Consider the following 26,751-nt stretch of genomic DNA (forward strand, 5'->3'; position numbering starts at 1 on the left):
CCACATTGTCCCGACTTGACCTAAGTCAAGGATGATGGACCCCCAAGATGTCAAAACGCAAGGACAGAAACGGACCTTGCGATTATGAACCTTTATACCCCCCGCGACCCCGGCAATGGCTCCGAGCCTGTCGAGAGATTGAATGCCGAACCGGTCAATTCTGCGAAAAACAGGAAGCCGCTTTACGAGGCGCGCAAGAAGATCTTCCCGAAGCGGGCGGAGGGACAGTTTCGTCGTTTCAAATGGATCGTGATGCTGATCACGCTCGGCATCTATTATCTGACGCCCTGGATCCGATGGGACCGTGGTCCCTATGCGCCTGATCAGGCGGTGCTCGTCGATATTGCCAGCAGGCGTTTCTACTTCTTCTTCATCGAGATATGGCCGCAGGAATTCTACTATGTTGCCGGGCTTCTGGTCATGGCAGGTTTCGGCCTCTTCCTCATCACGTCAGCAATAGGCCGCGCCTGGTGCGGCTATACCTGTCCTCAAACGGTGTGGGTCGATCTCTTCCTCGTGGTAGAGCGCGCCATCGAGGGCGACCGAAACGCGCGCATGAGGCTCGAGGCCGCTGCGTGGAGCTTGGACAAGCTGCGAAAGCGCGTCTCCAAGCATCTCGTCTGGCTGGCGATCGGTGTGATGACGGGCGGTGCCTGGATATTCTACTTCGCCGATGCTCCGACACTGCTGAAGCAGTTCATGACGGGCGAGGCGCCGATGGTCGCCTATTACACCGTGGCGATCCTGACGGCGACGACGTACGTCTTTGGCGGTCTGATGCGCGAGCAGGTGTGCACCTATATGTGCCCCTGGCCCCGCATCCAGGGTGCGATGCTGGACGAGCATTCGCTGGTTGTCACCTATAACGACTGGCGCGGCGAACCCCGCTCGCGTCACGCCAAAAAGGCGGTTGCCGCAGGTGAGCCGGTGGGCGACTGCGTGGACTGCAATGCCTGTGTTGCCGTCTGTCCGATGGGGATCGATATCCGCGACGGGCAGCAGATGGAGTGCATCACCTGCGCCCTTTGCATCGATGCCTGCGATGGCGTCATGGACAAGGTCGGTAAGTCGCGCGGCCTGATCGCCTATGCCACGCTTCAGGAATACGATGCAAACATGGCCCTGGCGACCGGCAATGGCGCGCATGACATTCAGCCGAGTGCGGTCCGCAATCCAGATGGCAGCTTCGTCAATGCCGTACGCCATTTCAATTGGCGGATCATTTTGCGTCCACGTACGATCTTTTACATGACAGTCTGGTGTCTGGTCGGTGTCGTCATGCTGGTGACGCTGGCCACCCGCGAGCGCCTTGCGGTCAACGTCATTCACGATCGCAATCCGCAATATGTGCTGGAATCGGATGGCTCGATCCGCAACGGATATACCGTCCGGCTTCTCAACATGATCGCGCAGCCGCGCACCATCACCTTGTCACTGGAAGGGTTGCCAGGCGCCGTGATGAAGATCAACGGTCTGGTCGATCAGCCTGCGCGAAGCTTCGACATCAAGGTCAAGCCGGACGAAGTCACAAGCCTCAAGCTCTTCGTCACCACGCCCGCCGGTGCCAGCAAAACAGCAAGCGATTTCACCTTCCTCGCGTCGGACGCTGAAAACTCAGAGACCGCACACTACAAGGCCGTCTTCAATGGACCGGGAGTAAAGAAATGACGATCGAGCGACAGGAAAAGCCAGGCTTTATCTTCACCGGCTGGCACATGCTCACCATCATGGTGCTGTTCTTCGGCACGGTGATTGCGGTCAATGTCACCATGGCGTGGAACGCGGTTTCGAGTTGGAGCGGGCTTGTGGTGCAAAACACCTATGTTGCCAGCCAACAGTTCAACGGCAAGGCGGAAGCCGCCAAGGCGCGTGCGGCAAGCGGCATCGTCGGCAAGCTCAAACTCGATGGCGATACCATCGCTTACGAGGTGACCCACCCCACCAAGGGGCCTGTCGAGACCGACGCCGTGACGCTCAATTTCCGCCGCCCGGTCGGAGAGAAACAGGATTTCTCTCTGGTTCTGGACAAACGATCGGTGAATGGGTTTGCGGCCCATCACCAGTTGGCGCCAGGAGACTGGATCGTCGAGGCTGTCGCCGTGAAGGATGGCAAGATCATCGTTCATGAAGGCAAACGCATCGATATTGCCGGGGGCGTCAGATGAGCTGCTGCGCACCAGGCACCGAAAGTGCTCTCGACCATGCGGGATTGAGAAAGGCTTTGCCGTCGTCGGAGGAGATGATGCTCGCCAGTCGCGATCTCGGGCAGGGGTTACGACAGATCGATCTCTCGGTGCCCGGCGTCTATTGCGGCACCTGCATCACCACGATCGAAACCTGTTTGAAAAGACTGCCCGAGGTGGAGCGCGCCCGCGTCAACCTGTCCTCGAAACGCGTTTCCATCGTTTGGCGGGAGGAAGTCGCCGACGTCCGCACCGATCCGGGCATCCTTGCCAGGGCAGTCGCCTCGACGGGATACGACACCCATCTTTTTACCAGTGCCGAAGAAGCCTCCGACGAACTCAGGAACCAGTTGATCCGGGCCGTCGGTCTAACGGGTTTTGCAGCCGCAAACATCATGCTGCTGTCCGTGTCGGTTTGGTCCGGCGCGGATGCTTCCACACGCGACATGTTTCACTGGATATCCGCCCTGATCGCGGCACCTGCGCTGATCTATGGTGGCCGGTTCTTCTATCAGTCTGCCTATCGCGCTCTGAAGCACGGCCGGACCAATATGGATGTGCCGATCGCTCTTGCAATCACGCTGTCCTATGCCGTCTCAGTCTGGGAAACGATGCATAGCGGCAGCCATGCCTGGTTCGATGCGACCGTCTCGCTGCTGTTCTTTCTGCTGATCGGCCGCACGCTCGATCACGTCATGCGCGACCGCGCCCGGTCAGCCGTTGCCGGTCTTGCCAGACTGTCACCGCGCGGTGCTATGGTTCTCCTCAACGGTGGAAAGCGCGAATACCGGGCAATTGCCGAGTTGGTTCCGGAAGATACCATCCTTATTGCAGCGGGCGAAAGGGTGCCGGTGGATGGCGTGACCATAGCGGGCACCAGCGACCTGGACATGTCCATCGTCAACGGTGAGAGCGCCACCCGCATTGTCCAGCCAGGCGAGAGTATTCAGGCGGGTACCCTGAACCTCACCGGTCCACTGACCATCAGGGCAACGGCGCTTGCGCGTGAGTCCTTCCTGGCGGAGATCATTGGCTTGATGGAAGCGGCCGAAGGGGGCAGGGCGCGTTATCGGCGCCTGGCAGATCGCGCTGCGCAATACTATTCGCCTGTGGTTCACCTCCTGGCGCTCATATCCTTCGTTGCCTGGGGCATATTTGGCGGCGACTGGAAACAGGCGATGCTGATTGCAATTGCCGTTCTGATCATCACCTGCCCGTGTGCCCTTGGCCTCGCTGTTCCTGTCGTGCAGGTTGTTGCAGCGGGAGAACTGTTCAAGAATGGAGTCATGATCAAGGATGGCTCGGCCATGGAGCGGCTTGCCGAGGCCGATACCGTGCTCTTCGACAAGACCGGTACATTGACGCTCGGCGAGCCCCGCTTGCTCGGTATGGCGGATGTGCCGGACGATGCCCTGCGGCTTGCCGCAGGCCTTGCCGCCAATTCTCGTCACCCTCTTTCCCAGGCGCTCTACGGCTCGGTTCGAGGCGCGCTCCCAGTGTTCGATGCTGTCAGCGAGACACCCGGATGCGGCGTGGAGGCGAAGACAGACAAAGGCATCTACCGGCTCGGCAACAGACGCTTTTGCTGCCCGACCGAGGTGCCGCGAAGTGATGCAGAAACCGCGTCGGAGGTGGTGTTGTCACTGGAGGGTGAAGAAGTTGCGTGCTTCCGCTTCGAGGATCAGACGAGGCCCGGCACGTGCGAGACGATCAAAACCTTGCAGGGTTTCGGGTTCAGCGCAGAGATCGTCTCCGGAGACAGACCAACCGCCGTAGAGGCGTTGGCAGGCAAGCTCGGGCTCGAACGTTGGCACGGCGGCTTCGCTCCGGCGGACAAGGCGCGGCGCTGCGAGGAGCTTGCCGCCGAAGGTCGTAAGGTGCTGATGGTGGGCGACGGGATCAACGACGCCCCGGCGCTGGCCGCAGCCCATGTGTCCATTGCTCCGGCATCGGCAGCTGACATTGGCCGGCAGGCCGCAGACTTCGTCTTCGTCCGAGAGGATCTAAGGTCCGTGGCCTTCGCTGTCGATATTTCGCGACGGGCAGGGCGGCTCATCCGGCAGAATTTTGCGCTGGCGATTGGCTATAACGTCATCGCTGTTCCGATTGCGCTTGCAGGTCTCGCCACGCCCATGATTGCAGCCATTGCCATGTCGACGTCCTCGATCATCGTGGTCACCAACGCGCTTCGCCTCAGTGGCTTCGAACGGAAAGCGACACGAAGGCTTGAGCAGCGGGCCGCCGAAATTGGGATGGCAACTGGAGCGCAGATCGCATGAACATGTTGGTGTTCCTGATTCCCGTCGCGTTGCTTCTCGGCGGGCTCGGTCTGTCCGCGTTCCTCTGGTCGCTGAAAAGCGGTCAGTATGAGGACATGGACGGCTCCGCCTGGCGGGCGCTGGAGGATGGTGACGACAAACCTTCCGCGTGACGGTTTTGGGGACGGCGACACCAAAGGTGACCGCTGTCATCAAAATTTAACCGTTTCAATTGGGTCTCACCTTGCCGTTTGAAGGCTGGAGTGCCAAAACAGGCGCCATCAAATGCAAAATGGAGACACATCCGTGGAACAGGCAGAAATCGGTTTGATCGGTCTTGGCGTCATGGGCTCGAACCTGGCGCTCAACATCGCGGAAAAAGGCAACAAGATTGCCGTTTTCAACCGAACCCCGGAAGCGACGAAGAAATTTTACGCCGACGCCGGCGAATTGCAGGGACAGATCATCCCTTGCGAAACTATTGAAGACTTCGTTGCAGCCATCCGCCCGCCGCGCCCGATCATCATCATGATCAAGGCCGGCGATCCCGTCGATCAGCAGATGGAAATTCTCAAGCCCTATCTGGAAAACGGCGACATCATGATCGATGCGGGCAACGCCAATTTCCGTGACACGATCCGTCGTTTCGACACTCTCAAAGACAGCGGCCTGACCTTCATTGGCATGGGTGTTTCCGGTGGTGAAGAGGGCGCTCGCCATGGTCCGTCCATCATGGTCGGCGGCACCGAAGAGAGCTGGAAGCGCGTCGAAAAGGTGCTGACATCGATCTCGGCCAAATATGATAACGACCCTTGCGTTGCCTGGCTAGGCAATGATGGCGCCGGACACTTCGTCAAGACCATCCATAACGGCATCGAGTATGCCGATATGCAGATGATCGCCGAAATCTACGGCATCTTGCGCGATGGTCTGAAGCTCAGCGCCGGCGAAATTGCCGATGTCTTCGGCACGTGGAACAAGGGCCGCCTGAATTCCTATCTGATCGAGATCACCGAGAAGGTGCTACGCGCCGCCGATCCGGTCACCGGCAAGCCGATGGTGGATCTGATCCTCGACAAGGCAGGTCAGAAGGGCACTGGCAAGTGGTCCGTCATCGAGGCCCAGAACATGGGCGTCGCGGCAACGGCTATCGAAGCTGCCGTCGCTGCCCGTATTCTTTCGTCGCAGAAGGACGAGCGCGAAGCCGCTGAGAAGATCTTCGGCGTTCCGAAGGCGCTTGCCGCACCCGCCGACAAGCAGGCCTTCATCGACGATCTGGAAAACGCACTTCTTGCTGCAAAGATCGGCGCCTATGCGCAAGGCTTTGCCGTGATGGCTGCGGCTTCCAAGGAGTTCAACTGGGACCTGCCGATGCCCACCATCGCCCGCATCTGGCGCGCTGGCTGCATCATCCGCTCGCAGTTCCTGGATGAAATCACCTCGGCCTTCACCAAAGATCCGCATGTGGCAAACCTGATCGTGACGCCTGCCTTCTCCAAGATGGTTCAGGACACCGACGCACCGTTGCGCCACGTCGTTTCGCACGCCATCCTGTCTGGCCTGCCTGTTCCGGCTCTTGCCTCCGCACTCGGTTATTTCGACGCCTACCGCCGTGGTCGTGGCACAGCCAACCTCATACAGGCGCAGCGCGACTTCTTCGGCGCGCATGGTTTTGAGCGGACCGATGGCGTCGACAAACCACACGGCCCGTGGGGTAGCGGCCTCGATATCTTCTCGAAGTAACGAACAAAGGCTCGCTTCGGCGGGCCTTTCTTTTTCGGGGCGATGTAGATCTACGTGGACTCAGGCATCATGGCCGAGGTTGACCCGACCATTGGTCTTTCAACGGATTGCCAGTCCCGACACGCGGCCGAGAATTTAGGCTGTCTCACTCTTTGGAAGCGACCGACAACGCGCTGCACTGACGTAGCGCGGCGCGTGCTAACGGCAAATTCAATGTGCGGCCTTGCCCTGGCTGGCTGCCAGCATTCTCGATGCGCTGATCACGAGTTTGCGCTCTGCTCGCTCCTGTTGCGGCGTGCGGTTATAGATTTCGCGATAACACTTGGAAAAGTGCGAGGCCGAGACGAAGCCACAGGCGACCGCGACTTCCACGACCGGCATGGCCGATTGTACCAGAAGGTGACGCGCCCGGTCCAGCCTGATCTCAAGATAGTAGCGCGCGGGTGATCGGCCCATTTCCTGGCGGAACAATCGCTCCACCTGCCTGCGGGAAAGATCGGCACCTTCGGCAATATCGAGAAGCGAAAGAGGCTCAGAGAGGTTGCTTTCCATCAGCTCGATGATCGAGAGAACCTTGTCGTTCTGCACGCCAAGACGGGCGCGGAGCGGCAGGCGTTGGCGATCGTGTGGATTGCGCACGCGGTCCGTCAACTGCTGCTCGCACACGCGGTTCACGAGGTTTTCGCCGAAATCCTGACCGATCAGGTTCAGCATCATGTCGAGCGAAGCCGTTCCGCCGGCGCAGGTATAAATATTGCCGTCCACTTCGTAGAGATCGGCATAGACTTCGACTTGCGGAAAAGCCTCGGAAAAACCTGGGAGATTTTCCCAGTGGATCGCACAGCGCTTGCCATTCAGCAGTCCCGCCTGGGCAAGCACATGTGCGCCCGTACAGAGACTACCGACAGCAATGCCGCGATTGTTGACTTCACGCAGCCAGGCATTGACCGACTTGTTCACATATTGATCGATGTCGATCCCGGAACAGACCAGCACCATGCTTGGGCGGTTCTCGCCGCCGATGCATTTGCGCTCTTCAGCAAGAGAGGTGTTTGCCTCGAGCGCAATACCGCTGGAGGAGGTCACCTTGAGGCCGTCAATGGAAGCAAGGCGCCATTCATAGGCGTCGTAACCGAGCATACGGTTGGCGATACGCAACGTTTCCACCGCCGCCGTAAACGGAAGCATGGTGAACTGAGGAACCATAAAAAATACGATTGAACGTTTCTTGGGAGTTTTGCTCATGACGACCATGCCCCATTTTGCGGAAAAGCAATTTCTTGCTTGGAAACTATCATCTGTATGTTCTGAATGCGACGGCCTGAAGGAGAAATACGACGCGGGTTCGTCCACGTCAAAAAAACAATCCGTGAGACTGGCTTGACAAACGGCAATATCTAATTTGCGACATGCCGTTTCGAGATATTTTGCATTTTATTAATATTGTTTTCAATTTTGTCCCGCATGCTCTCATCAATGTCGCCGAATTGCGCGTTCTGTTGAAAAGATGGAATGGCGGACGTCGAAGCCACCGCCACCCATCGGGTGCCACAGCACGTGAACCGCCAAGTCTTGTGTCTGGCGGTCAAGGCTTAAAGCGGAGTATTGCGTATGCAGGAAGCTGGCGTGACGGTATTGGTTGTCGAAGACGAACCAATCATTCGATTTGCCCTCGTGGATGCCCTGGAAGAGAAGGGCTACCGCGTTTTGGAAGCATCCAATGTGCTGGAAGCCGTGGGTGTGATCGGCAAGAACGAGCAGATCGCTGCCGTGGTGACGGATATCGACATGCCGGGCGGTTTGTCCGGCCTTGATCTCGTCGAGACACTAGACAAGTCTCAACATCACATTGCAGTCGTCGTCACCTCCGGGGGACATGCATCTGAAAGCTTGGACCTTCCGGCAGATGCCCGCTTCTTCAGCAAGCCCTATCATTTCGACGACATTCTCTTCGCCGTGCGCTCTGCTATCGCCGCCAAGGCGAAGCTGTTGAAGAAGCGCCGCGGCTTGCGCCTCGTCGGCGCCGCGGCACGCTGACCCTTGAAGGTGCCGCGCCGGTCGGTGAACGACCGGTTCCGCGCATATAGAAAAAGCCGGAGGGTCACTCCGGCTTTCATTCTGAAATCAGACTCTGTGATCGATGATTACGCGGCGCGCAGCAAGACCAGGCTGCGGGCTTCCATCGTATAGTTCTGCGCGTTGGCAATCTGGTTGCCGGTCACGGTTGGGTCGGCTGTGGTCAGCTCCGTCGTCCAGCCATGCTCGACTTCGGGAAGCTTGAACTCGACATCGCCCTCATGCGGATTGAAGAGAATGAGGACATCATTCCATTCGTCGCCTTCCGTGCCGCCTTCTCGGGTCATCCTCAGGCCAAGCGATGTGCTTCCCGCGTCCGCCCAATGTTCCGGCGTCTGCTCTCCACCGCCCGGGTTCAGCCAGGTAACATGCGTGCCGTCATGCCAGCTGTCGCGACGAAGCACGGAATGGGTCTGCCTTAGTTCGATCAGACGGCGGGTGAACTCGCGCAACGTCTCGGCACTTTCCGGCAGCCCTTCCCAGTGCACCCAGCTCAGATCGCTATCCTGGCAATAGCCGTTATTGTTGCCCATCTGGCTGCGGCCGAACTCGTCGCCGGCAAGAATCATTGGCGTGCCGTGAGAAAGCAGAAGGGTTGCGAGAAAATTGCGCTTCTGGCGATCACGAACGGCGGTGATGCCTTCGTCATCCGTCGGGCCTTCGACGCCGTAGTTGAAGCTGCGATTGTCGCTGTGACCGTCCTTGTTGTCTTCGCCATTCGCCTCGTTGTGCTTCTCGTTGTAGGAAACGAGGTCGTTCAGTGTGAAGCCGTCATGCGCAGTGATAAAGTTTACACTTGCCCAGGTCTTGCGGCCGCGAAGATCATAGACGTCGCCGGAACCGAGAACGCGCGCGGCAAAATCGCCGGCCGTGCCATCCTCATCTTTCCAGTATTCGCGCACCGTGTCGCGGTACTTGTCGTTCCATTCCGCCCAGCCGGGCGGGAAGCCGCCGACCTGATAACCGCCAGGGCCGATGTCCCAGGGCTCACCCACGAGCTTCAAGCGAGACAGCACCGGATCCTGGCCGACAGCATCGAAGAAGCCGCTGCGCTGATCGAACCCTTCCGGCTCGCGACCCAGAATAGTGCCAAGGTCGAAGCGGAAGCCGTCGACATGCATATCTTCGGCCCAGTAGCGCAGCGAGTCCGTCACCATCTGCAGCACGCGCGGGTGAGAGGTATTGACGGTGTTTCCCGTTCCCGTGTCGTTAATGTAATAACGGGGCTGATCGGGCAGGGTGCGGTAATAGGAGAAGTTGTCGATCCCCTTGAAGGAGAGGGTCGGTCCAAGCTCATTGCCTTCTGCCGTATGGTTATAGACCACGTCGAGAATGACTTCGATGCCGCCATCGTGGAAGGCCCGCACCATATCACGGAAGCCTGCCATGGCACGCGGGCCGTAGTAACGCGATGCCGGTGCAAAGAAGGCAAGGGAGTTGTATCCCCAGAAGTTCTTCAGTCCCTTGTCGAGCAGATGGGAATCGTCGGGGAAGTAGTGGATCGGAAGAAGCTCGATCGACGTGATGCCGAGGCTTTTGATGTAAGAAACGACATCCTTGTGGCCGAGCCCTTCATAGGTGCCCTTGAGCTCCTCGGGCAGGGCAGGGTGAAGCTTGGTGAATCCCTTGACGTGCGTTTCGTAGAAGATGGTCTTTGACCACGGAATGTTCGGACGCTTGTCGCCGCTCCAGTCATAATCCTTGGGATCGATCACGCGGCACTTGGGCATCTTGGAGGCGCTGTCGGCCTCGTTATAGGACAGATCCTTGTCTTCGCTGTTCAGGTCGTAGCCGAACTGCTCCTGGCCCCATTGGATGTCGCCCACCAGTTCGCGCGCGTAAGGGTCGACCAGCAGCTTGTTGGGGTTGAAGCGGTGGCCGTTTTCCGGATCGTAGGGGCCGTGGACGCGATATCCATAAAGGGCACCGGGCTTCAATCCCGGAACATAGCCGTGCCAGATTTCGTTGGTAAACTCAGGCAGAGTGATGCGCTCGATTTCGGTGTTGCCCGTCTCATCGAAAAGACAAAGTTCGACCCGTTGTGCACATGCGCTGAAGATTGCAAAATTTACGCCGTCGCCATCGAAATTGGCGCCCAGACGCGTGAAATCGCCGGGCTGAATGCTAGAGCCGAACTTAGACATGGGTTTCCTCTTGATGAAGTGACCGAGTGAAACTGGCTTGTCTGTGGTTTGTTCCGCAGCGCAAAAAAATGGCCCGCCGGAATATCCTGGCGAGCCATTTACTCATTTATCTCGACGCAGCGTCGGCAGCATTTGGTCACTTGCGGATGGTGTCGTTGGCAGGCCATCCAATGTCCTTCAATGTGTCTGCGGGCAGGCTCTCGAGAATGCGCAGGTTGCGTCTGCGTTGCCAGGAAGCACGAAGCTCGAATCCAGCGGTGACCACGCGGGATATCCAGGACGGCGGGCGTAGCCGAAGCCAGCTACCGGTCTCCTCATGCGGGATTATCATAGTCATTTTTAACGCTCCTTCCTTTTTGTTTCAGCGTCTGTCGTGAATGCGACACGACACCTATGCGCTTGCCAAAATCATCAATCAATCGAATGACAGTGATGGCATCCATGACATTTTGTGTTGCTTTATTCCGATTGCAGGTGCGATCGTTTCTGCATGTGAGGAAGAATGGACGTCACTTGACATTCAATCAAACGAAATGATATCGATCTATCATTCAGAAAAATTGACGGACACGGTCATGACTGTTTCATTTCGCCAGCCTCTTCCCTTGCTCGATAACGATATCCTCCGCACCTTCGTCGCGATCGCCGAGACGGGCAATTTTTCGACGGCTGCCGAGGCGGTTTTTCGAACGCCCTCCGCAGTGTCCATGCAGATCAAGAAACTCGAAGAGCAGTTGAAGACGACGCTCTTCCTGCGTGATGCACGTTCAGTGACGCTGACCGCACATGGCGAGACCCTGCTGACCTATGCCAGACGAATGATCGCGCTGTCGAACGAGGCCGTGTCTCGCTTCGTCATGCCGGAGCTGTCCGGCGTCGTGAAGCTGGGTGCGCCAGATGATCTCGGTCAGCGCGGATTGCTGCCCGGAATCCTCAAGCGCTTCGCAGAAGCCTTTCCTGCAATCATGGTGGACGTCACGATCGACTCCAGTTCGCAACTCTACAAGCGCATCGATGAGCAGCGGCTTGATCTGGCGCTGGTCAATTGCGCCTCCCATCCTCTACGCGATACCGGCGAAGTCTTGATGCGGGAACGGCTGGTCTGGGCGGGTGCGAAATGCGGCACCGCGCATTTGCGCGATCCATTGCCGATCTCGATCTGGGAGGATGGCTGCATCTGGCGCTCAGAGGCGATCAACGCGCTGGACAAGCGCAATCGTCCGTATCGGGTTGCCTATCTCAGCGGTCACACGATGGCGCAAAGAGCGGCAATCGAAGCCGATCTGGCGATTGCGCCGCTTCCGCGCTCCTATGTTCATAACGACATGGTCATTCTTGGAGAGAAGGAGGGACTGCCGCCGCTTGGCAGTTTCGATATCCGCCTGATCATGACCGACAAAGTGTCCCGTCCAATCCAGGCCGTTGCAGACAGTATTCGCAATGCGTTTCGCGATGTCGCACAGGTCGGCGCAGATCGTGGGTGAAATAGGTTGCGCCCTCACGTTTTTTTGAAAACGCGTGGAACCTGAACAAGTTTGCAGCGTTTTTCGTGCGTCACGGATCACGCCTGCAGGTGCAGGCTCAAGGGGAGTTTTGAAATATGACGACACGTGCACTCGCAACCGTTGCTGCCATTCTCGTTACGGTCGCTAGCCTTAGCTCTTGCGGCAACACAATTCGCGGCGTCGGCCGTGACACAGCGAATGCCGTGGATGCAACGCAGGATGCAGGACGCAGCGTGGACCGCGCAGCGCGCCGTTGACACGATCATGGCACCGCCGCGTGCCGTATAGGTTGACGAAAATGATGAAGCCGACGAGCAATCGTCGGCTTTTCTGTTTTCAACAAGTGCCAAACTGGCTTTTCAAGCGTGTCGCGATCTTTCAGATTCGCTCCTCACGCTTTCGATCCCTGTATTGTCGCATGTCGTTATCGCAAAACCGCTTCGCACTCTTGCGCGACTTGCTTCAGGCCGCTTTCTTAGCCGGCTTCGAAGCGACGGCCTTTGCACCCGCAGCCTTGGCGGATTTGGCCGCAACGGTCTTTGCAGGCACGAGACTTAGGACCTCGAGAGCAAGCGCCTGCGCATTCTCACACGCCTTGTCCAGGTTGCTGACGCGCTCCGGATTCATCATATGCGGAGCACCGCCGGTCACGAACATATCGCGATAGGCAGCGCGTTCTACCAGAGGCGTTCCCATCACGTGCACCATCTTCTCCGCCAGCAACGACTTCACAGCCTGCATGGAGCGGGTGGTGATGATTGGGCTGATGCGCGTCAGAATGACCGAATGCGGAATATGGATGTTACAACGCTCGGCGAGGTCCTTCAGAAGACCGAGAACTTCGGCGCCGCCCACAGCATCCATGGCGCAGCCCTGGACAGGAATAAGCACGTGGTTGGCAAAGCCAATGGCCTTCGCCATGAGTGGTGACCGCCCGCCGGGAAGATCGACGATAACATAACCGCCGCGCTTCTTGCTGCCCTTGATATGGCCTTCGATGGTATCATCGCTCACGTCCGAAATGACGGAAAGGTTTTTCTGGGCTTTCGTCAGCCCGTACCACCTGGACGTCCACTGTTGCGGATCCGCATCCAGCAACGTGACGCGGTGTCCCAGTCGGGCAAGTTCGCTGGCAATGATGACGGCAGCCGTCGTTTTTCCCGCTCCGCCTTTGGTATTTGCAAATGTAATGACTGGCACTGTCTGAACCCCTGATCCTGTGTTCGAGCCGTATCATCGCCCGCAATCGACAACCGCTTCATCATAAAACGGAACGTGTTTTCTTGTTTGATTGTAGTGCTGCGGCCTCAATTCAGGCGGAAAGTCCGTCTGGAAAGAAGGTGGCCTCGTCTCAGATCTTTTGAATCTTGCTTATGCGGCGCACCGGCGCCCACCCAATAGAAACGATGATTCTTTACTTCCGCCAAGGGAAAATATGCGCCGCTTTGTAATATATTTTTTGTCATTGCTTCTTGCAACACAAGCACGCGGTAGTGAATTACCTTCCTACTGTCTCAGAATGGAACACGCCGGCGCGGCTTATACGGTTTGCAGCTTTGACCCGAGCAAAGCCGATATCCGGCTTTTTAGCCGTGACGACGTCACGGGCGCCTCCTATGGCGGCTTTGCTGCATTGTCGTCGGCCCTGTGGCGGCAGCATCAATTCATCGTCTTCGCCATGAATGGCGGCATGTACCACCGCGATCTCTCGCCAGTCGGGCTCTACATAGACAACAAGATCGAGAAGACACCGATCAGCTCTGCCGGGGGCTGGGGCAATTTCCACATGCAGCCGAATGGCGTTTTCTTCATTGCCGACGGGAAAGCTGGCGTGCGCGAAACCAGCGCTTACCTGAATGCCAATCTCAAACCCGATCTTGCCACGCAATCAGGCCCGATGCTCGTCATCGATGGAAAACTCCATCCGCGCTTCCTTGCCGACAGCGACAGTTTCAAACGCCGAAACGGCGTTGGCGTCTCATCCGACGGCATCGTTCATTTCGTCATCTCGGAAGACCCGGTGCGCTTCTATGATTTCGCCACGCTGTTCCGCGACAGATTGAAGACCGACAACGCTCTCTATCTGGATGGCACGATCTCCAGCGTCGATATTCCCGCAGCGGGCAGGCGCGATAGTCTTTTCCCTATGGGCCCGATCATCGCTGTCGTGGAACGGGTACCGGACTTATAGAGGTGACTTGGGATAGGCTTTTTCAAGCCCGCCAGATTTGGCGAGCCCGCTTTTAAACGCATTATAGGCGGGGTGCTGGCTGCTCTTGGCGACCTCGTGAAGGCGGATCTGCAGGCGCGCAGGGGCATTGTCACCAAACCATCTGCCGCATTTTTCCAGCTTCAGAGCATTGAGAAAGCGCGACTGAGATTCCCTGTCTAAAAAGACGAGAAGGCCTTCCAGCAGCGCTTCGTCCTGCTTTGGATTTTCTAAGAGAAGTCTCAACCAGGCCTCGTCGTCCGCGCTCAGCGTCGAAATCTTCGAGGCCACGGTATCCCGGTCTGGAAAGGCTGATGAAGCGCTCTGCATGATTCCCCGCTCTGCTTGAGTGTCCTTCCGGTAGTGCAGAGATAGATGCTTTTCAAGCAGTCTTTGCGGCCTCGTGCAGTGCGCCAAGCCGAGCGCCTCTTTAACGAAAGATCAGTTTCCAACGTAAGGCGTGTCTTGCAGTGTTTACACTCGTGTCCGAATTGAGGTCACAAAGCTGACTGCATCCCGATGGCCATCGCCTATTAAGCGCTTGTTTTTTCATATACCTATGCGCTGGACGTATGGCAGGTCACAGGATTCGCCTTGGTTTAGCCTCTTTTTGCATTTGCGTTCGTCATACATTTTTAATAAATGGTTGCGCCATGGGACGCGCTGCAAGAGCCGCCCGAAGAGTGAACACGCTGGAGTCATCATGGAAGAAACCGCTCAGAAATCCTGCTGGGGTGTTACGTTACGCGCACTTGCAGGCTTCGCTGCTTTTCTCGCATTGACCTATCTTTTTGGTACACCGTAAGCATCTCACTTTTTAAAAAGTTTTTTCGCAAAACAGCGCGGCCTCTCCCAAGAGCCGCGTTGTTTTCGTCTGGCGATACCGCTTGAGCGCCGTGCGTCCCTTTGGACGCACAGAGGACGCTTCATCGTTTTAGACTCCACGCATCGCGCTTTCCCGAAACCGGTCCCGATTCCGGGTCGATGCCGTCGTTGCCACAGCGCTACCGACACAGTTTTGGCCGCTTTTTGATATGGCTCGTGCCGTGCGCTTCCGATAGAGTCGCGCCAATAGGTCTATACATAGGGCATCCCAGAATGTTTCTTTCCGTCTTCGACGTGTTCAAAATCGGCATCGGACCTTCTAGCTCCCACACAATGGGACCCATGTCGGCTGCCAACCGCTTTCTTGAACTGATCCTGTCGGATGACTGGCCCAGGCCTTCAGGCGCAGCAGTATCTGCCATAAAGGTCAGCCTGCACGGCTCGCTTGCCTTCACGGGCATCGGCCATGGATCGGGCAAGGCTGTTGTCTTGGGCCTGACGGGCGAGAAGCCGGATCAGGTCGATCCGGATGCCATGGACGGGATTATCGCTGAGGTGGAGCGCACGGGCCTTGTGAAGCCGGCAGGTCATCCGTCCTATGCCTTTCGTCCGAACGAAGATCTCGTATTCGACAAGAAGAACCCGCTTCCCGGCCACGCCAATGGCATGACCTTCTCTGCCTATGACAATCAGGGCAGGATGCTTTTGAAGCGCATCTATTACTCCGTCGGTGGCGGCTTCGTTGTCACGGACACCGAACTCGACGCCATGCGCCAGCGCGGAAAGACGGTCGATAACGGCCCCAAGGTGCCTTATCCCTTTGCCACCGCGAAGGAGATGCTGGACATGGCAGCGCGCTCTGGCCGCACCATCGCCCAGATGAAGCGCGCCAATGAAGAGACGGTTATGAGCCGCGACGTGCTGAATAGCCGGCTTGACCAGATCTGGGATGCCATGAACGGCTGTATCGAACGCGGCCTGAAGGGCGAAGGCATCATGCCGGGCGGGCTCAAGGTTCGTCGCCGCGCGCGTTCTATCCACGACAAACTGAATGCCGAGTGGCGCAGCAACCGGTTAAATCCCGTTCTCGCCAACGACTGGCTGAGCGTTTACGCCATGGCGGTGAATGAAGAGAACGCAGTCGGCGGTCGTGTCGTGACCGCTCCGACCAATGGAGCGGCAGGTGTCGTGCCCGCCACTGTTCGCTATTTCCGCCACTTCCATGAGGATGCCTCGGTCGACGACGTTCGTGACTTCCTGCTGACGGCAGCGGCGATCGGAGGGATCATCAAGCACAATGCGTCGATTTCCGGCGCCGAAGTCGGCTGTCAGGGGGAGGTGGGCTCCGCGGCGGCTATGGCGGCGGCGGGTCTTGCTGCGGTGATGGGCGGCTCGCCGGCACAGGTGGAAAACGCTGCGGAGATCGCGCTTGAGCACCATCTTGGCATGACGTGCGATCCGGTTGCAGGTCTGGTGCAGGTGCCCTGCATCGAACGCAACGCGCTTGGCGCAGTGAAAGCCGTGACGGCTGCCTCGCTCGCGTTGAAGGGGGATGGAGAACATTTCGTGCCGCTCGACGCCTGTATCGAAACCATGCGCCAGACCGGCAATGACATGAGCGAGAAATACAAGGAAACCTCCACCGGTGGCCTCGCCGTCAATGTCGTGGAATGTTGATATTTGATGACGCGATTGTTTGACGGGCGCTTGACGCGTCCGTCGAAACGGCATTGATAGCGGCATGGCTCTACATTTGATCAAGCTCTGCGTCGGCGCGGATTCCATCGAGGATCTGCGCGAATGGGTATCCCAACGTTCGCTAACCGCTATGGCGGCTGGCCTGGAACCGCACAGCGTCCACACCACTCGCATGATCCCGAAGCGCATGGAAGAGCTGCTCGACGGTGGCTCTCTCTATTGGGTGATCAAGGGACAGGTACAGGCGCGCCAAAAGCTTCTCGATATCCGTTCCTTCACCGGTGGCGATGGCATCACGCGGTGTGATCTGGTTCTGGGACCGGAAGTCATCGAGACCTCGCCTGCACCAAAGCGTCCCTTCCAGGGCTGGCGTTATCTTAAAGACGAGGAAGCTCCACGCGATCTGGGCGGCTCAGGCCTTGCGGACGACATGCCCTCCGATCTCCGACGGGAACTCGCGGAACTCGGACTTCTTTAGCACGACCCTCGCAGTTCTTAAGCGCCGGCACATGTCAAAATAGAAAAACCGGCTCCGGGGGCAACGGAACCGGTTCTGCGGCAGGATCGACACGGGGTAAAGCGACCTGCCTAAACCTTGGAAGCACTTGCGACGAACGTCTTTGCCGTCACGACTTCCGCTTATTAAACTGCACCGGGCTGCGGGGAGGCGTTCCGTCGCTCTGTCCCTTGCAATCAGTTCTTGATGCCGGCGACGGCGCTGACGTTGCGGCCGTCCTGAACCTTGACCCAGCGGCCTGGATTGTTCGAATCCTGGCGCTTGAGATAGGTGTATTCGGTATCCGACCAGTCCATGACCTTGTTGCGGAGGTTGTCGAGAATAAAGTCGCCGCGGTCGGTCCGCACCGTCAGCACCGCATGGCCCGAGCCGTTCGGCTGCAGCACGACGGTGATCAACAGGTTGGAGGCGGAGATGCCTTTGTTCATCAGCATCTTACGCTTCAAGAGCACGAAGTCTTCACAGTCGCCTGCTGTCGTCGGATAGGCCCAGCGCTCTTCGACGCCGTAAATCTCCATATCGGTCGCTGGCGTGATGGTGGTGTTGACCGTGTAGTTCACGTCCAGCATCGTCTTCCAGGTTTCTTCCGTCAACCGAAGCGGGCCCATATCGGCCGAGGTTGGCTGGCATTCGCTCTGGTAGGTCTGGCAGAACTCATAATGCCCGATCGGAGGATTGGCCTTTCCGATGATGCGCATTGCTGCTCCTGGCGATGCTTCTGCCTGCGGGGCGAATGCGCCAATTGCCAGTGCTGCTATGATCAGTCCCAAACGGCTGTGTTTTTTCATTTCTTGTCTCCCCGTTGTGAGGAGGACAATGCCAGCGACACTTTGATCGCACGCAAAAAAGCGCGCTCAAATTCGAGCTTAAATTAAGCAAAAACAACAGCTTATTTGATTCATGTTTGAATGGAATTTGAATAGAATTTTATCGATCCGATTAGCTCGTCAGTCGACCGAAGGCTGCAAACCGCCCACATTCCGGCACCCTGTGAATGGAGTAGGGTTAACGAGCACGGTGATTTCAGCCAGTGTTGAGCAACACTCAACCATTCATTCACTTTGTTTTGGAGGTGAAAGCCCGCTCAAAACGGCTGAAAGCGGCGAAAATTCCTGTTCTGATTGCAGAAAAAATCGTACTTCAACCGTCTTTTTCTGCGCTTTTTTCAGAAATTTCTTTTGAGTCCCACTTTGGAGCAGGTTGATCCCAACCTTTGGAAGGCCTTTGGCCAAGCATACTTACGCAGCATGGAGGGAGTTCGACCGATAAATCGTTGGAACAAGGCTCGGGACTCACGAGCGCTCTCGAGATGGTGACGGCCTGTCGCACCTTATGCGCAAGATCTGCAGCGGAAACTAACGATCGAAAGGCAAGAAAAAACCGGCAAACGCTGGGCGTCGCCGGTCCTTAAATTCGATCGTGAAAAAGTCTCAGAGAAACTCGATCAGTGCGTCCTTGGACTGAACACTGTCGAACTCGATCGCAACGCCTTCCATGAAATGGCGAACGATGCGCCCCCCCATATTGCCGAGGCGGACGGTGGTGCCGAGCGCTGGCCGAGGTTCGATCTCGATAGCGGCACCGGAGAGCGAAAGGTCGATGATGCGGCAGCCGACCGTATTGCCGTCATTCAGGAGAAGCGAGGCATTTGGGTTGCGCGGAGTCAGACGATCATGCCGCCGGTCCTCAGGCAGGCCGAGCGCCTGGCGCTTTGCAATCCACGCCAGTTGAGCGGCGAGTTTCTCGCGCTTGCGTTCTGTCGCTGCAATAGCGATCGAAAAACCGTCGCCAGTGAGATGTGTGACCTTGCCTTCGACGCGACCGATATGCTGCAGATAGATGATGATCCGGTCATTCCGGTTCGGTCTGGCAAAGCACGTCAGCCGCGCACTTTCCGCCGTCATTTCTGTGGCAGTACAGTCAAACTCATCTTCAGTCGGCAACATAAGACGTCCGGAAAGACCGACGGTAACCGGCGGTTCGGCGGTGTCGACTGACTTCGAAACGTGGGCGTGTGCGAGATGTGATGAAAACATGGCCTGCGCTATGTTGCATGAAGAAAAGGACAAGCCCTATTTACTACGCGCGGGTTAACAGACTGTTTTGTCGTACAGCAATATTTGAGGAGAATTACGCGATATCAGCGAAAGCTTCTGCTCCACTGTCTCATTGTGAAGCAAAACTGTTGTAGGCGGAAAATATGCCGGTTTTCATCGTCTCCTTGGCGGGTCTGACGATTTTGAAAAAGAGCCTTATCGACCGTGTTGGCACCTCGCGGCTGCTTTTATTTGGTCGACCCTTCCTATATGGCTGAAACTGGGTCGAACGATATGAAATGGAAATGAAATGACGCATCATGACGGCGGTGAATTGCAAGAGCCGCGAGACGATCGCCCCCCGCCGCAGAAGCAACCGGTGTTCAACCTTCCCTTTATCATCGTCGCTGTCCTTGGTTTCATGATCGCCATCCAGTTAGGTTTGGCCTACCTGATGTCGGACATGACTTATGAGGCCTTCCTCTTCACCTTCGGCTTCATCCCTGCGCGCTATACTATTCCCCTGGCGCAGCAAGGCCTTGAATGGCTCTGGACGCCAGTGACCTATTCCTTCCTGCATGGTGGTATTGAGCACATCCTGTTCAACGGGCTATGGCTGATGGCGTTTGGTGCGCCCGTGGCGCGCCGCATCGGCACACCACGATTTATTCTCTTCTGGATAATTTCTTCGGCGATTTCTGCTTTCGGCCATGCGGCGCTTGATTGGAGCAGCATCACGGTTCTGATTGGTGCGTCCGGCGTCGTCTCAGCCCTGATGGGTGCAGCTTGCCGCTTCGCCTTTCCGCGCCGCGGGCAGCGTTATCATCCTTCCTTCGGCCACCTTCTTCCGCGCCAGGGAATTGTCCAGGCGCTGACCAATAAAACGGTTTTGATCTTCACGATCGCGTGGCTCGCGGGTAATGCGCTGATTGCCGTGGGCTTCCCGCTATTCGGTGATGTCGGAGGCGAGGTGGCGTGGGACGCTCACATCTTCGGCTTCTTCTTCGGCTTCCTTTTCTTCGGCCTGTTCGATCCCAAAATCGCGTCGGGAGAGAAGGCTGCCTCAATCGATTGAAGTTTGATCGAACCTCAAATCCTGTTGCTTTCCCTGTCGAGGGAGCGCAAAAATTTGAAGACGGTGCTTCGTTCTCAGGGAGGAGACTTGGGTGCGATAGCCGGGCTGCAACGGATAAGGGAGGTACGCATGCCGATTTTTGTAAAGGAAATTCTCGATATCAAGGGTAGAGAGGTCGTGACGGTCGATCCCGGCATGTCGATTGCCGATGCTGCCGTGACGCTCTACGAGCATCGGATTGGTGCTGTTGTCGTGACCGACCATATGGACGCAGTCCTGGGCATCTTTACAGAGCGCGATCTCGTGCGTGCCGTGGCCGCAAAAGGCTCCGCAGCCTTGGAGACCAAGGTCTCCGACGTGATGACCAAGAGTGTGACCCGCTGCAACGAGGAAACCACGACAGACGACCTTATGGAGATCATGACCGGCGGCAGGTTCCGTCATTTGCCGGTAGAGGCCAATGGGCGCCTTGCGGGTATCATTTCCATCGGTGACGTGGTCAAGGCCCGCATCAGCGAGATCGAGACGGAAGCCGAGCACATCAAGGCCTATATTGCCGGCTGATCGGCGGTCCGCCTTGAGCAGGTAGGAGGGCAGGCACCCAGCCTGCCTTTCATGGTATCAGGGTTGAAACACCTGCTGCATGCGCTTCAATTCCGGAATTCGAGACCGTGTTTCCTCATAGCCCTGGTCGATCGCCTCGGCCGCCCGGTGAAATTCCGAGAGGCCGATATGGCTGATGCGCGGATGCAGGGTCAGATCCGGCGGATCGCCCGCCAGTCTTGCGCGCGAAATGCGGTCCTGAATAATGTTGAATGCCTGAACCATCACACCTGGCAGCCCCATGCGCGATGTGGCCTTGATCGGCGTTTCGGCTTCGCTCTTGCTGCCGGCACCCGCACCGTGCTTGACCACGGCCGAGCGACCGAAAATATCGTAGTTGAGGTTTACCGCAACGACCAGAGCCTGCTCATAGGCGCGGCAAACCGACACCGGTACCGGATTGACAAGAGCCCCATCGATCAGCGTCCTGCCGTTGCAGCGCACCGGCTCGAAAATGCCGGGCAGGGCATAGGACGAGCGCAGCGCCGTGATCAGATTGCCCTGGTGAACCCAGACCTCGTGGCCGGTGCGCAGTTCGGTCGCAACCGCGATGAACGGATGCTCGAGATCTTCGATGTTGAGACCTTCAAGATGCTCCTGCATGCGCTTGGTTAGACGCATGCCGCCGAACAGGCCGCTACCGCCAATCGTCAGGTCCAAAAGTCCGGCAATGCGGCGCATCGTCAGTGAGCGGGCAAACTCTTCCAGCTCGTTGAGCTTGCCTGCGAGATAGCAGCCGCCGACAAGAGCGCCGATCGACGTCCCGGCAATCATGCCGATCTTGACGCCGGCTTCGTCGAGCGCTCGTAAAACCCCAATATGCGCCCAGCCACGAGCCGCACCTCCGCCAAGCGCAAGCGCGATGCGGTTCGGTGGGAGCTGCGGTTTGGGCGAGGGCGCGATTTTCTCCAGGGTGCCAAGTGTCGTCGCGGACGATGGATTATCGCGGTTCATTCCCCATCCAAGCATTCGACGTCTCCCACTTGCATCTCCCGAGAACCGTGAGTCTCCTCAAGGCTTCGTCGCATGATCGTAGCAAAAGGCAAAGAAATCGAAAAGATTGAGCTCTTCATCAAGGCGAAGAGGATGAGCCATAGGTGGTTTCGGGGTCGAAATGCCGCGTGTCGTCGGTGATGGTATTAACCGCTTTGCCGTCTTCCATCGTCACGGTGCGATAGAAGCAGGAACGACGGCCGGTGTGGCAGGTGGCATCATGTCCGGCGACGGAGACTTTGAGCCACACGGCATCCTGATCGCAATCGGTGCGAAACTCGCGAACCGTCTGGAGATTGCCGGAGGTTTCCCCCTTCTTCCAGATCTTGTCTCGCGAGCGGCTGTAGTAGTGCGCAATGCCCGTTTCAAGCGTGAGCTTCAGCGCCTCCGCATTCATATGCGCCACCATCAGCAATTCACCGTCCTTGATGTCGGTGACGACTGCAGTCACGAGACCGTTCGCGTCGAACTTAGGCGTGAACGGTCCAGATGCTTCCAGCGCCGTCTTATCGGATGGCGCGACCGGGAAAATGGCGGACATGAGATCCCCTGGGTGAGAGGGAGGCAGCCGGTTCAGCGGCTGCGCACCATGGACATGAAGCGGGCCTGCTCGGCAGGGTCCTTCTTGAACGCGCCGGTGAAGCTCGTCGTCAACGTCGTTGAGCCCTGCTTTTGCACACCGCGCATGGACATGCACATATGTTCGGCGTCGATCATCACGGCAACGCCGCGTGGCTTCAACGTGGTTTCGATAGCGGAGGCGATCTGCGCCGTCATGGTTTCCTGGGTCTGCAGGCGACGACCGAAGATCTCGACGACGCGAGCGATCTTGGACAGGCCGAGAACGCGTCCATTCGGCAGATAGGCAACATGCGCCTTGCCGATGATCGGCACCATATGGTGTTCGCAATGGGAGAAGAACGGAATATCGCGCACGAGAATGATGTCGTCATAGCCGCCGACCTCTTCGAAGAAGGTGCCGAGGACGTCCTTGGCATCAAGGTCATAGCCGGAGAAGAGTTCACGATAGGCTTTGGCCACGCGCTTCGGCGTATCGAGCAGACCTTCACGGGTTGGATCGTCGCCAGCCCAACTCAGAAGGACGCGCACGGCATCCTCGGCTTCAGCCTGCGTTGGCCGTGCCTTTGTCACATCGTCCGTCGCGCCTGCGCCAGGAAAATTCTTCACGATTGCATCCATTTTCTATCTCCCGGTATGGTTCAAGGCCACACCTGAACACGCCCTGCAACGACGCTTGCGCGCCACGTTGCTGCTATCTGGTTGTTTTTCCGAATTTTGGCAAGAGTTTGCGCGTCTCGCCTCCATTATTTTATCAAACCTTGATGTACGGTTAATGAGTTAACATATTACAGTGGCCAAATGCAGGAAAGCTTTTCCCAGAGCGACACATCGTTTAGAAAATGATGACAGCGCTGGGAACCTCACGCCCGCGCCTTTACCTGGAATATCGACCATGGACGACATCTATAATAACCGCATCCTGGAATTTGCCGGCAATATTCCGCTCGCTGGCGGCATGGCAGATGCCGATGCGCAAGCGGAAAAGCACTCCAAGCTCTGCGGTTCCAAGGTCAAGGTCTACATCAAGATGGATGGCGACCAGGTCTGCGACTTCTCGCACGAAGTGCGCGCATGTGCGCTCGGTCAGGCATCCTCCTCGATCATGGCGCATCATGTGGTGGGCGCCAGCCGGGCAGAAATCCGCAAGGCGCGCCAGGACATGATCAACATGCTGACGGCGAACGGCGAGGGGCCTGAGGGACGCTTCGAGGATATGCGGGTTCTAAAGCCGGTCAAGGATTACAAGGCCCGCCATGCCTCCACTCTGCTCACCTTCGAGGCGGTCTGTGATTGCCTGGATCAGTTGGAGGCGAAGCAGCCTCTGTCCGCAGCGAGTTGATCTCATGTGCGGACAACCCGGTTGTCATCATAAATCGGACAAGCCTGTAAGCCGCTCCCGCAATTGGGCTGGCCCGTTTCGAAAGACCCCGGGCAGACTACTCGGCATGGGCCTTGTTCGGCTCTATCAACTGACGCTTTCCGGCTTTATCGGAAATTCTTGCCGTCACATTCCGACCTGTTCGGAATATGGATATGAAGCGATTGCCCGTCATGGCCTGTGGTCTGGCGGTTGGCTGAGCCTGTTCCGCGTCGCACGTTGCGGACCGGGTGGAACGAGCGGGTATGATGGCGTGCCAGAAAGTCTCCGATCAGTCCGTTCCTGGCAGCTCTGGAAACTCTGGACTGTCGGAAAGCACAAAGGGTGATGCGGGTTTATGACGGTACCCCAGGAATACATTCAGGCATCGCGAGATTTCGAAGCCGTCCTTGTCGATATTCGCGACAAAGCCTTGGTCAGCACGACGCACCGTGCCTTCACGACGCTTGAGGCGGTGCTTCGTGTTTTCCGGCGGCGTCTGACGGCGGATCAAAGCCTGGCGTTCGCCGGGTTGCTGAAAACGGGCGTGCGAGCGCTTTTCGTCGCTGACTGGACGATGGACGAGCCCGTCGTTCCTTTCGCCGCCAGGCCCAAGATGCAAGAGGAGGTCATGTCGTTCAGGCGAGACCATAATCTTTCACCAGACACGGCTATCCGCGATGTGACGGAAGCGTTGCGTCTCCACATGGACGAGGAGAAGTTGAAGAGCTTTCTCAAATCCGTTTCACCGGATGCGCTCTCTTTCTGGGGTTTTTCGACCGAAATTGAATAGACTTTACTGAACAGGCAAATTTCAGTATCCACGCGCTGCATTGTCAGTCCTTTCGGCTGACCGTTACCCCACCCGCATTCGTTGGCGGGACTGGACAGGAGAATTCAAAGTGTCAGACGCCGTTTCCCTTACATTTCCAGATGGCTCCGTTCGTCAGTATCCCGCGGGTACGACCGGACGTGATGTTGCCGAATCCATTTCCAAGTCGCTTGCAAAGAAAGCCGTCGCCATCGCGCTGGACGGCCAATTGCGCGACCTTTCCGATACGATTGCCAATGGCGCAATCGAGATCGTCACCCGTGATGACAAGCGTGCGCTTGAGCTTATCCGCCACGATGCCGCTCACGTCATGGCCGAAGCCGTGCAGGAACTGTGGCCCGGCACCCAGGTGACCATCGGTCCTGTGATCGAAAACGGCTTCTATTACGACTTCGCCAAGAACGAGCCTTTCACCCCGGACGATCTGCCAAAGATCGAAAAGAAGATGAAAGAGATCATCGGCCGCTCGAAGCCCTTTACGCGCGAAATCTGGTCGCGAGAGAAGGCCAAGCAAGTCTTTGCCGCCAAGGGCGAGAACTACAAGGTCGAGCTCGTCGATGCGATTCCTGAAGGTCAGGACCTCAAGATCTATTATCAGGGCGACTGGTTCGACCTTTGCCGCGGCCCGCACATGGCCAATACGGGGCAGATCGGTACGGCCTTCAAGCTTATGAAGGTTGCCGGTGCATACTGGCGTGGTGATAGCAACAACCCCATGCTGACCCGCATCTACGGCACCGCCTGGGCCACGCAGGAACAACTGGATCAGTATCTGCACATCCTGGCGGAAGCCGAGAAGCGCGACCACCGCCGCCTTGGCCGCGAAATGGACCTGTTTCATTTCCAGGAAGAAGGTCCGGGCGTGGTGTTCTGGCACGGCAAGGGCTGGCGCATGTTCCAGACGCTGACCGCCTATATGCGCCGCCATCTGGAAGGCACCTATCAGGAAGTGAACGCACCGCAGGTTCTGGATGCTTCGCTGTGGGAGACCTCCGGTCACTGGGGCTGGTACCAGGAAAACATGTTCGCGGTAAAATCCGCCTATGCCTTCACCCATCCGGAGGACAAGGAAGCGGACAATCGCGTCTTCGCCCTGAAGCCGATGAACTGCCCTGGTCACGTTCAGATCTTCAAGCATGGGTTGAAGTCTTACCGAGAACTGCCTGTTCGACTTGCAGAGTTCGGTACTGTCCACCGCTATGAAGCGTCGGGTGCTCTCCACGGCCTGATGCGCGTTCGTGGCTTTACCCAGGATGACGCCCACGTCTTTTGCACTGAAGAGCAGATGGCAGCGGAATGCCTGCGCATCAACGATCTGATCCTGTCGGTCTATCAGGATTTCGGCTTCGACGAGATTGTGGTCAAGCTGTCCACGCGCCCTGAAAAGCGCGTCGGTTCGGACGACCTTTGGGATCGCGCCGAGAGCGTGATGACCGAGGTCTTGAAGACCATCGAGGATCAATCTGGCGGACGTATCAAGACCGGCATTCTGCCGGGCGAGGGCGCTTTCTACGGTCCGAAGTTCGAATACACCCTGAAGGATGCGATCGGCCGCGAATGGCAGTGCGGCACCACCCAGGTGGACTTCAATCTGCCGGAACGTTTCGGTGCCTTCTATATCGACCAGGCGTCTGAAAAGCGCCAACCGGTGATGATCCACCGCGCGATCTGTGGTTCGATGGAACGCTTCCTCGGCATTCTGATCGAGAACTTCGCTGGCCACATGCCGCTGTGGTTCGCGCCGCTACAGGTTGTCGTTGCCACGATCACCTCAGATGCCGACGATTATGGTCGTGAAGTTGCCGAGGCGCTTCGGGAGGCCGGTCTCTCGGTGGAAACCGATTTCCGCAACGAGAAGATCAACTACAAGATCCGGGAGCATTCGGTCACCAAGGTTCCGGTGATCGTCGTCTGCGGCAAAAAGGAAGCCGAAGAGCGCACGGTCAACATCCGCCGCCTCGGTTCGCAGGCCCAGACCTCGTTTGCTCTGGATGAGGCGATTGCCAATCTGGTTGACGAGGCGACGCCGCCTGACGTCAAGCGCAAGCGCGCTGCAAAGGCGAAAGCCAAGCTTGCTTGATCTCAAAGAAAACGGCGCCTTCGGGCGCCGTTTTC

27 protein-coding genes are annotated in these 26,751 nt (G+C 57.5%); 17 read left to right on the forward strand and 10 right to left on the reverse strand.

Translation table 11 applies throughout. The features are described 5' to 3' along the window. The first annotated feature begins 84 nt into the window (after nucleotides 1–84). The 5 genes from ccoG to gndA all read left to right on the forward strand — a co-directional run bounded on the left by ccoG (nucleotide 85) and on the right by gndA (nucleotide 6,184). Nucleotides 85–1,668 carry a cytochrome c oxidase accessory protein CcoG gene (gene ccoG / locus ACTJKV_RS10260; RefSeq protein ID WP_274104125.1) on the forward strand — a complete coding sequence of 528 codons (1,584 nt, stop codon included), beginning with the start codon at nucleotides 85–87 and terminating at the stop codon, nucleotides 1,666–1,668. Further along, complete coding sequence (locus ACTJKV_RS10265; protein ID WP_274104124.1) at nucleotides 1,665–2,165, forward strand: FixH family protein; 501 nt, start codon at nucleotides 1,665–1,667, stop codon at nucleotides 2,163–2,165. Before ccoG ends, ACTJKV_RS10265 begins: the two co-directional genes overlap by 4 nt. Next, on the forward strand, nucleotides 2,162–4,462 hold the full coding sequence (locus ACTJKV_RS10270; RefSeq protein ID WP_274104123.1) for a cation-translocating P-type ATPase: 2,301 nt from the start codon (nucleotides 2,162–2,164) through the stop codon (nucleotides 4,460–4,462). Before ACTJKV_RS10265 ends, ACTJKV_RS10270 begins: the two co-directional genes overlap by 4 nt. Further along, on the forward strand, nucleotides 4,459–4,614 hold the full coding sequence (gene ccoS / locus ACTJKV_RS10275; RefSeq protein WP_113227305.1) for a cbb3-type cytochrome oxidase assembly protein CcoS: 156 nt from the start codon (nucleotides 4,459–4,461) through the stop codon (nucleotides 4,612–4,614). The genes ACTJKV_RS10270 and ccoS overlap by 4 nt, the downstream gene beginning before the upstream one ends. 133 nt (nucleotides 4,615–4,747) lie before the next feature. After that, nucleotides 4,748–6,184, forward strand: coding sequence for an NADP-dependent phosphogluconate dehydrogenase (gene gndA / locus ACTJKV_RS10280; RefSeq protein WP_116493860.1), 1,437 nt, complete (start codon nucleotides 4,748–4,750; stop codon nucleotides 6,182–6,184). Nucleotides 6,185–6,394: 210 nt separating this feature from the next. Here gndA and ACTJKV_RS10285 read toward each other — a convergent pair whose 3' ends face one another. Then, nucleotides 6,395–7,429: a GlxA family transcriptional regulator gene (locus ACTJKV_RS10285; protein WP_062426109.1), complete on the reverse strand. Its 1,035-nt coding sequence runs from the start codon at nucleotides 7,427–7,429 to the stop codon at nucleotides 6,395–6,397. Between the two features lie 381 nt (nucleotides 7,430–7,810). On the opposite strand from ACTJKV_RS10285, the gene ACTJKV_RS10290 reads away from it, so the two are divergent. Beyond that, complete coding sequence (locus ACTJKV_RS10290) at nucleotides 7,811–8,221, forward strand: response regulator (protein ID WP_246666337.1); 411 nt, start codon at nucleotides 7,811–7,813, stop codon at nucleotides 8,219–8,221. Between the two features lie 107 nt (nucleotides 8,222–8,328). On the opposite strand, the gene glgX is transcribed toward ACTJKV_RS10290, so the two are convergent. Both glgX and ACTJKV_RS10300 read right to left on the reverse strand, forming a co-directional pair. Beyond that, nucleotides 8,329–10,404: a glycogen debranching protein GlgX gene (glgX, locus tag ACTJKV_RS10295; protein ID WP_274104122.1), complete on the reverse strand. Its 2,076-nt coding sequence runs from the start codon at nucleotides 10,402–10,404 to the stop codon at nucleotides 8,329–8,331. A gap of 136 nt (nucleotides 10,405–10,540) precedes the next feature. Further along, on the reverse strand, nucleotides 10,541–10,741 hold the full coding sequence (locus tag ACTJKV_RS10300) for a hypothetical protein (protein WP_274104121.1): 201 nt from the start codon (nucleotides 10,739–10,741) through the stop codon (nucleotides 10,541–10,543). 196 nt (nucleotides 10,742–10,937) lie between these two features. Between ACTJKV_RS10300 and ACTJKV_RS10305 the strand changes: the two genes are divergently transcribed. Continuing rightward, nucleotides 10,938–11,888, forward strand: coding sequence for a LysR family transcriptional regulator (locus ACTJKV_RS10305; protein WP_186330186.1), 951 nt, complete (start codon nucleotides 10,938–10,940; stop codon nucleotides 11,886–11,888). A gap of 116 nt (nucleotides 11,889–12,004) precedes the next feature. Beyond that, on the forward strand, nucleotides 12,005–12,166 hold the full coding sequence (locus tag ACTJKV_RS10310; RefSeq protein WP_062425379.1) for an entericidin A/B family lipoprotein: 162 nt from the start codon (nucleotides 12,005–12,007) through the stop codon (nucleotides 12,164–12,166). 205 nt (nucleotides 12,167–12,371) lie between these two features. Here the strand turns inward: ACTJKV_RS10310 and ACTJKV_RS10315 are convergent, their stop codons facing one another. Next, the gene (locus ACTJKV_RS10315; protein WP_274104120.1) at nucleotides 12,372–13,109 is read right to left on the reverse strand and encodes a ParA family protein; all 738 of its coding nucleotides are present in this window, start codon (nucleotides 13,107–13,109) and stop codon (nucleotides 12,372–12,374) included. 235 nt (nucleotides 13,110–13,344) lie between these two features. Between ACTJKV_RS10315 and ACTJKV_RS10320 the strand changes: the two genes are divergently transcribed. Further along, nucleotides 13,345–14,100 (forward strand): phosphodiester glycosidase family protein, encoded by a 756-nt coding sequence (locus ACTJKV_RS10320; protein WP_274104119.1) that lies wholly within the window; start codon nucleotides 13,345–13,347, stop codon nucleotides 14,098–14,100. On the opposite strand, the gene ACTJKV_RS10325 is transcribed toward ACTJKV_RS10320, so the two are convergent. Then, nucleotides 14,095–14,448, reverse strand: coding sequence for a hypothetical protein (locus ACTJKV_RS10325; RefSeq protein ID WP_062598976.1), 354 nt, complete (start codon nucleotides 14,446–14,448; stop codon nucleotides 14,095–14,097). The genes ACTJKV_RS10320 and ACTJKV_RS10325 overlap by 6 nt on opposite strands. Before the next feature lie 768 nt (nucleotides 14,449–15,216). Here ACTJKV_RS10325 and ACTJKV_RS10330 point away from each other — a divergent pair. Both ACTJKV_RS10330 and ACTJKV_RS10335 read left to right on the forward strand, forming a co-directional pair. Then, nucleotides 15,217–16,620, forward strand: coding sequence for an L-serine ammonia-lyase (locus tag ACTJKV_RS10330; RefSeq protein WP_062425376.1), 1,404 nt, complete (start codon nucleotides 15,217–15,219; stop codon nucleotides 16,618–16,620). 64 nt (nucleotides 16,621–16,684) lie between these two features. Further along, a complete protein-coding gene (locus ACTJKV_RS10335) occupies nucleotides 16,685–17,119 on the forward strand; it encodes a DUF1489 family protein (protein ID WP_062437550.1) in 435 nt (144 codons plus the stop codon). 215 nt (nucleotides 17,120–17,334) lie between these two features. On the opposite strand, the gene ACTJKV_RS10340 is transcribed toward ACTJKV_RS10335, so the two are convergent. Further along, the gene (locus ACTJKV_RS10340; RefSeq protein ID WP_062425374.1) at nucleotides 17,335–17,946 is read right to left on the reverse strand and encodes a transglutaminase-like cysteine peptidase; all 612 of its coding nucleotides are present in this window, start codon (nucleotides 17,944–17,946) and stop codon (nucleotides 17,335–17,337) included. A 642-nt stretch (nucleotides 17,947–18,588) separates the two neighbouring features. Next, nucleotides 18,589–19,194 (reverse strand): PilZ domain-containing protein, encoded by a 606-nt coding sequence (locus ACTJKV_RS10345; RefSeq protein ID WP_062425373.1) that lies wholly within the window; start codon nucleotides 19,192–19,194, stop codon nucleotides 18,589–18,591. Nucleotides 19,195–19,504: 310 nt separating this feature from the next. On the opposite strand from ACTJKV_RS10345, the gene ACTJKV_RS10350 reads away from it, so the two are divergent. Both ACTJKV_RS10350 and ACTJKV_RS10355 read left to right on the forward strand, forming a co-directional pair. Continuing rightward, nucleotides 19,505–20,269 carry a rhomboid family intramembrane serine protease gene (locus ACTJKV_RS10350; RefSeq protein WP_274104118.1) on the forward strand — a complete coding sequence of 255 codons (765 nt, stop codon included), beginning with the start codon at nucleotides 19,505–19,507 and terminating at the stop codon, nucleotides 20,267–20,269. Nucleotides 20,270–20,398: 129 nt separating this feature from the next. Then, nucleotides 20,399–20,833, forward strand: a complete 435-nt coding sequence (locus ACTJKV_RS10355; RefSeq protein ID WP_274104117.1) for a CBS domain-containing protein — start codon at nucleotides 20,399–20,401, stop codon at nucleotides 20,831–20,833. A gap of 57 nt (nucleotides 20,834–20,890) precedes the next feature. Here the strand turns inward: ACTJKV_RS10355 and ACTJKV_RS10360 are convergent, their stop codons facing one another. The 3 genes from ACTJKV_RS10360 to folE all read right to left on the reverse strand — a co-directional run bounded on the left by ACTJKV_RS10360 (nucleotide 20,891) and on the right by folE (nucleotide 23,065). Then, a complete protein-coding gene (locus ACTJKV_RS10360) occupies nucleotides 20,891–21,841 on the reverse strand; it encodes a patatin-like phospholipase family protein (protein WP_113274066.1) in 951 nt (316 codons plus the stop codon). A 103-nt stretch (nucleotides 21,842–21,944) separates the two neighbouring features. Then, complete coding sequence (gene hisI, locus ACTJKV_RS10365; RefSeq protein ID WP_116493712.1) at nucleotides 21,945–22,406, reverse strand: phosphoribosyl-AMP cyclohydrolase; 462 nt, start codon at nucleotides 22,404–22,406, stop codon at nucleotides 21,945–21,947. A gap of 32 nt (nucleotides 22,407–22,438) precedes the next feature. Beyond that, complete coding sequence (folE, locus tag ACTJKV_RS10370; RefSeq protein ID WP_062425368.1) at nucleotides 22,439–23,065, reverse strand: GTP cyclohydrolase I FolE; 627 nt, start codon at nucleotides 23,063–23,065, stop codon at nucleotides 22,439–22,441. A gap of 274 nt (nucleotides 23,066–23,339) precedes the next feature. Between folE and ACTJKV_RS10375 the strand changes: the two genes are divergently transcribed. From ACTJKV_RS10375 to thrS, 4 genes are all read left to right on the forward strand, one after another. Beyond that, on the forward strand, nucleotides 23,340–23,786 hold the full coding sequence (locus ACTJKV_RS10375) for an iron-sulfur cluster assembly scaffold protein (RefSeq protein WP_274104116.1): 447 nt from the start codon (nucleotides 23,340–23,342) through the stop codon (nucleotides 23,784–23,786). A gap of 4 nt (nucleotides 23,787–23,790) precedes the next feature. Beyond that, nucleotides 23,791–24,153: a membrane protein insertion efficiency factor YidD gene (gene yidD / locus ACTJKV_RS10380; RefSeq protein WP_113260634.1), complete on the forward strand. Its 363-nt coding sequence runs from the start codon at nucleotides 23,791–23,793 to the stop codon at nucleotides 24,151–24,153. A gap of 9 nt (nucleotides 24,154–24,162) precedes the next feature. Further along, nucleotides 24,163–24,597 carry a DUF2267 domain-containing protein gene (locus ACTJKV_RS10385; RefSeq protein ID WP_274104115.1) on the forward strand — a complete coding sequence of 145 codons (435 nt, stop codon included), beginning with the start codon at nucleotides 24,163–24,165 and terminating at the stop codon, nucleotides 24,595–24,597. 109 nt (nucleotides 24,598–24,706) lie between these two features. Beyond that, nucleotides 24,707–26,716 (forward strand): threonine--tRNA ligase, encoded by a 2,010-nt coding sequence (gene thrS, locus ACTJKV_RS10390; RefSeq protein ID WP_062425364.1) that lies wholly within the window; start codon nucleotides 24,707–24,709, stop codon nucleotides 26,714–26,716. Nucleotides 26,717–26,751: the final 35 nt, after the last annotated feature.

It is taken from the genome of Agrobacterium sp. 22117 (assembly GCF_052045735.1).
Classification (GTDB): domain Bacteria; phylum Pseudomonadota; class Alphaproteobacteria; order Rhizobiales; family Rhizobiaceae; genus Agrobacterium; species Agrobacterium cavarae.

Bases quoted from the DNA above. Each gene is read 5' to 3' on its own strand.
- ccoG (WP_274104125.1), top strand. From the start codon at position 85: ATGAACCTTTATACCCCCCGCGACCCCGGCAATGGCTCCGAGCCTGTC.
- ACTJKV_RS10265 (WP_274104124.1), top strand. From the start codon at position 1,665: ATGACGATCGAGCGACAGGAAAAGCCAGGCTTTATCTTCACCGGCTGG.
- ACTJKV_RS10270 (WP_274104123.1), top strand. From the start codon at position 2,162: ATGAGCTGCTGCGCACCAGGCACCGAAAGTGCTCTCGACCATGCGGGA.
- ccoS (WP_113227305.1), top strand. From the start codon at position 4,459: ATGAACATGTTGGTGTTCCTGATTCCCGTCGCGTTGCTTCTCGGCGGG.
- ACTJKV_RS10285 (WP_062426109.1), bottom strand. From the start codon at position 7,429: ATGAGCAAAACTCCCAAGAAACGTTCAATCGTATTTTTTATGGTTCCT.
- glgX (WP_274104122.1), bottom strand. From the start codon at position 10,404: ATGTCTAAGTTCGGCTCTAGCATTCAGCCCGGCGATTTCACGCGTCTG.
- ACTJKV_RS10300 (WP_274104121.1), bottom strand. From the start codon at position 10,741: ATGACTATGATAATCCCGCATGAGGAGACCGGTAGCTGGCTTCGGCTA.
- ACTJKV_RS10305 (WP_186330186.1), top strand. From the start codon at position 10,938: ATGATATCGATCTATCATTCAGAAAAATTGACGGACACGGTCATGACT.
- ACTJKV_RS10310 (WP_062425379.1), top strand. From the start codon at position 12,005: ATGACGACACGTGCACTCGCAACCGTTGCTGCCATTCTCGTTACGGTC.
- ACTJKV_RS10320 (WP_274104119.1), top strand. From the start codon at position 13,345: ATGCGCCGCTTTGTAATATATTTTTTGTCATTGCTTCTTGCAACACAA.
- ACTJKV_RS10325 (WP_062598976.1), bottom strand. From the start codon at position 14,448: ATGCAGAGCGCTTCATCAGCCTTTCCAGACCGGGATACCGTGGCCTCG.
- ACTJKV_RS10330 (WP_062425376.1), top strand. From the start codon at position 15,217: ATGTTTCTTTCCGTCTTCGACGTGTTCAAAATCGGCATCGGACCTTCT.
- ACTJKV_RS10335 (WP_062437550.1), top strand. From the start codon at position 16,685: ATGGCTCTACATTTGATCAAGCTCTGCGTCGGCGCGGATTCCATCGAG.
- ACTJKV_RS10340 (WP_062425374.1), bottom strand. From the start codon at position 17,946: ATGAAAAAACACAGCCGTTTGGGACTGATCATAGCAGCACTGGCAATT.
- ACTJKV_RS10345 (WP_062425373.1), bottom strand. From the start codon at position 19,194: ATGTTTTCATCACATCTCGCACACGCCCACGTTTCGAAGTCAGTCGAC.
- ACTJKV_RS10350 (WP_274104118.1), top strand. From the start codon at position 19,505: ATGACGCATCATGACGGCGGTGAATTGCAAGAGCCGCGAGACGATCGC.
- ACTJKV_RS10355 (WP_274104117.1), top strand. From the start codon at position 20,399: ATGCCGATTTTTGTAAAGGAAATTCTCGATATCAAGGGTAGAGAGGTC.
- ACTJKV_RS10360 (WP_113274066.1), bottom strand. From the start codon at position 21,841: ATGCTTGGATGGGGAATGAACCGCGATAATCCATCGTCCGCGACGACA.
- hisI (WP_116493712.1), bottom strand. From the start codon at position 22,406: ATGTCCGCCATTTTCCCGGTCGCGCCATCCGATAAGACGGCGCTGGAA.
- folE (WP_062425368.1), bottom strand. From the start codon at position 23,065: ATGGATGCAATCGTGAAGAATTTTCCTGGCGCAGGCGCGACGGACGAT.
- ACTJKV_RS10375 (WP_274104116.1), top strand. From the start codon at position 23,340: ATGGACGACATCTATAATAACCGCATCCTGGAATTTGCCGGCAATATT.
- yidD (WP_113260634.1), top strand. From the start codon at position 23,791: ATGTGCGGACAACCCGGTTGTCATCATAAATCGGACAAGCCTGTAAGC.
- ACTJKV_RS10385 (WP_274104115.1), top strand. From the start codon at position 24,163: ATGACGGTACCCCAGGAATACATTCAGGCATCGCGAGATTTCGAAGCC.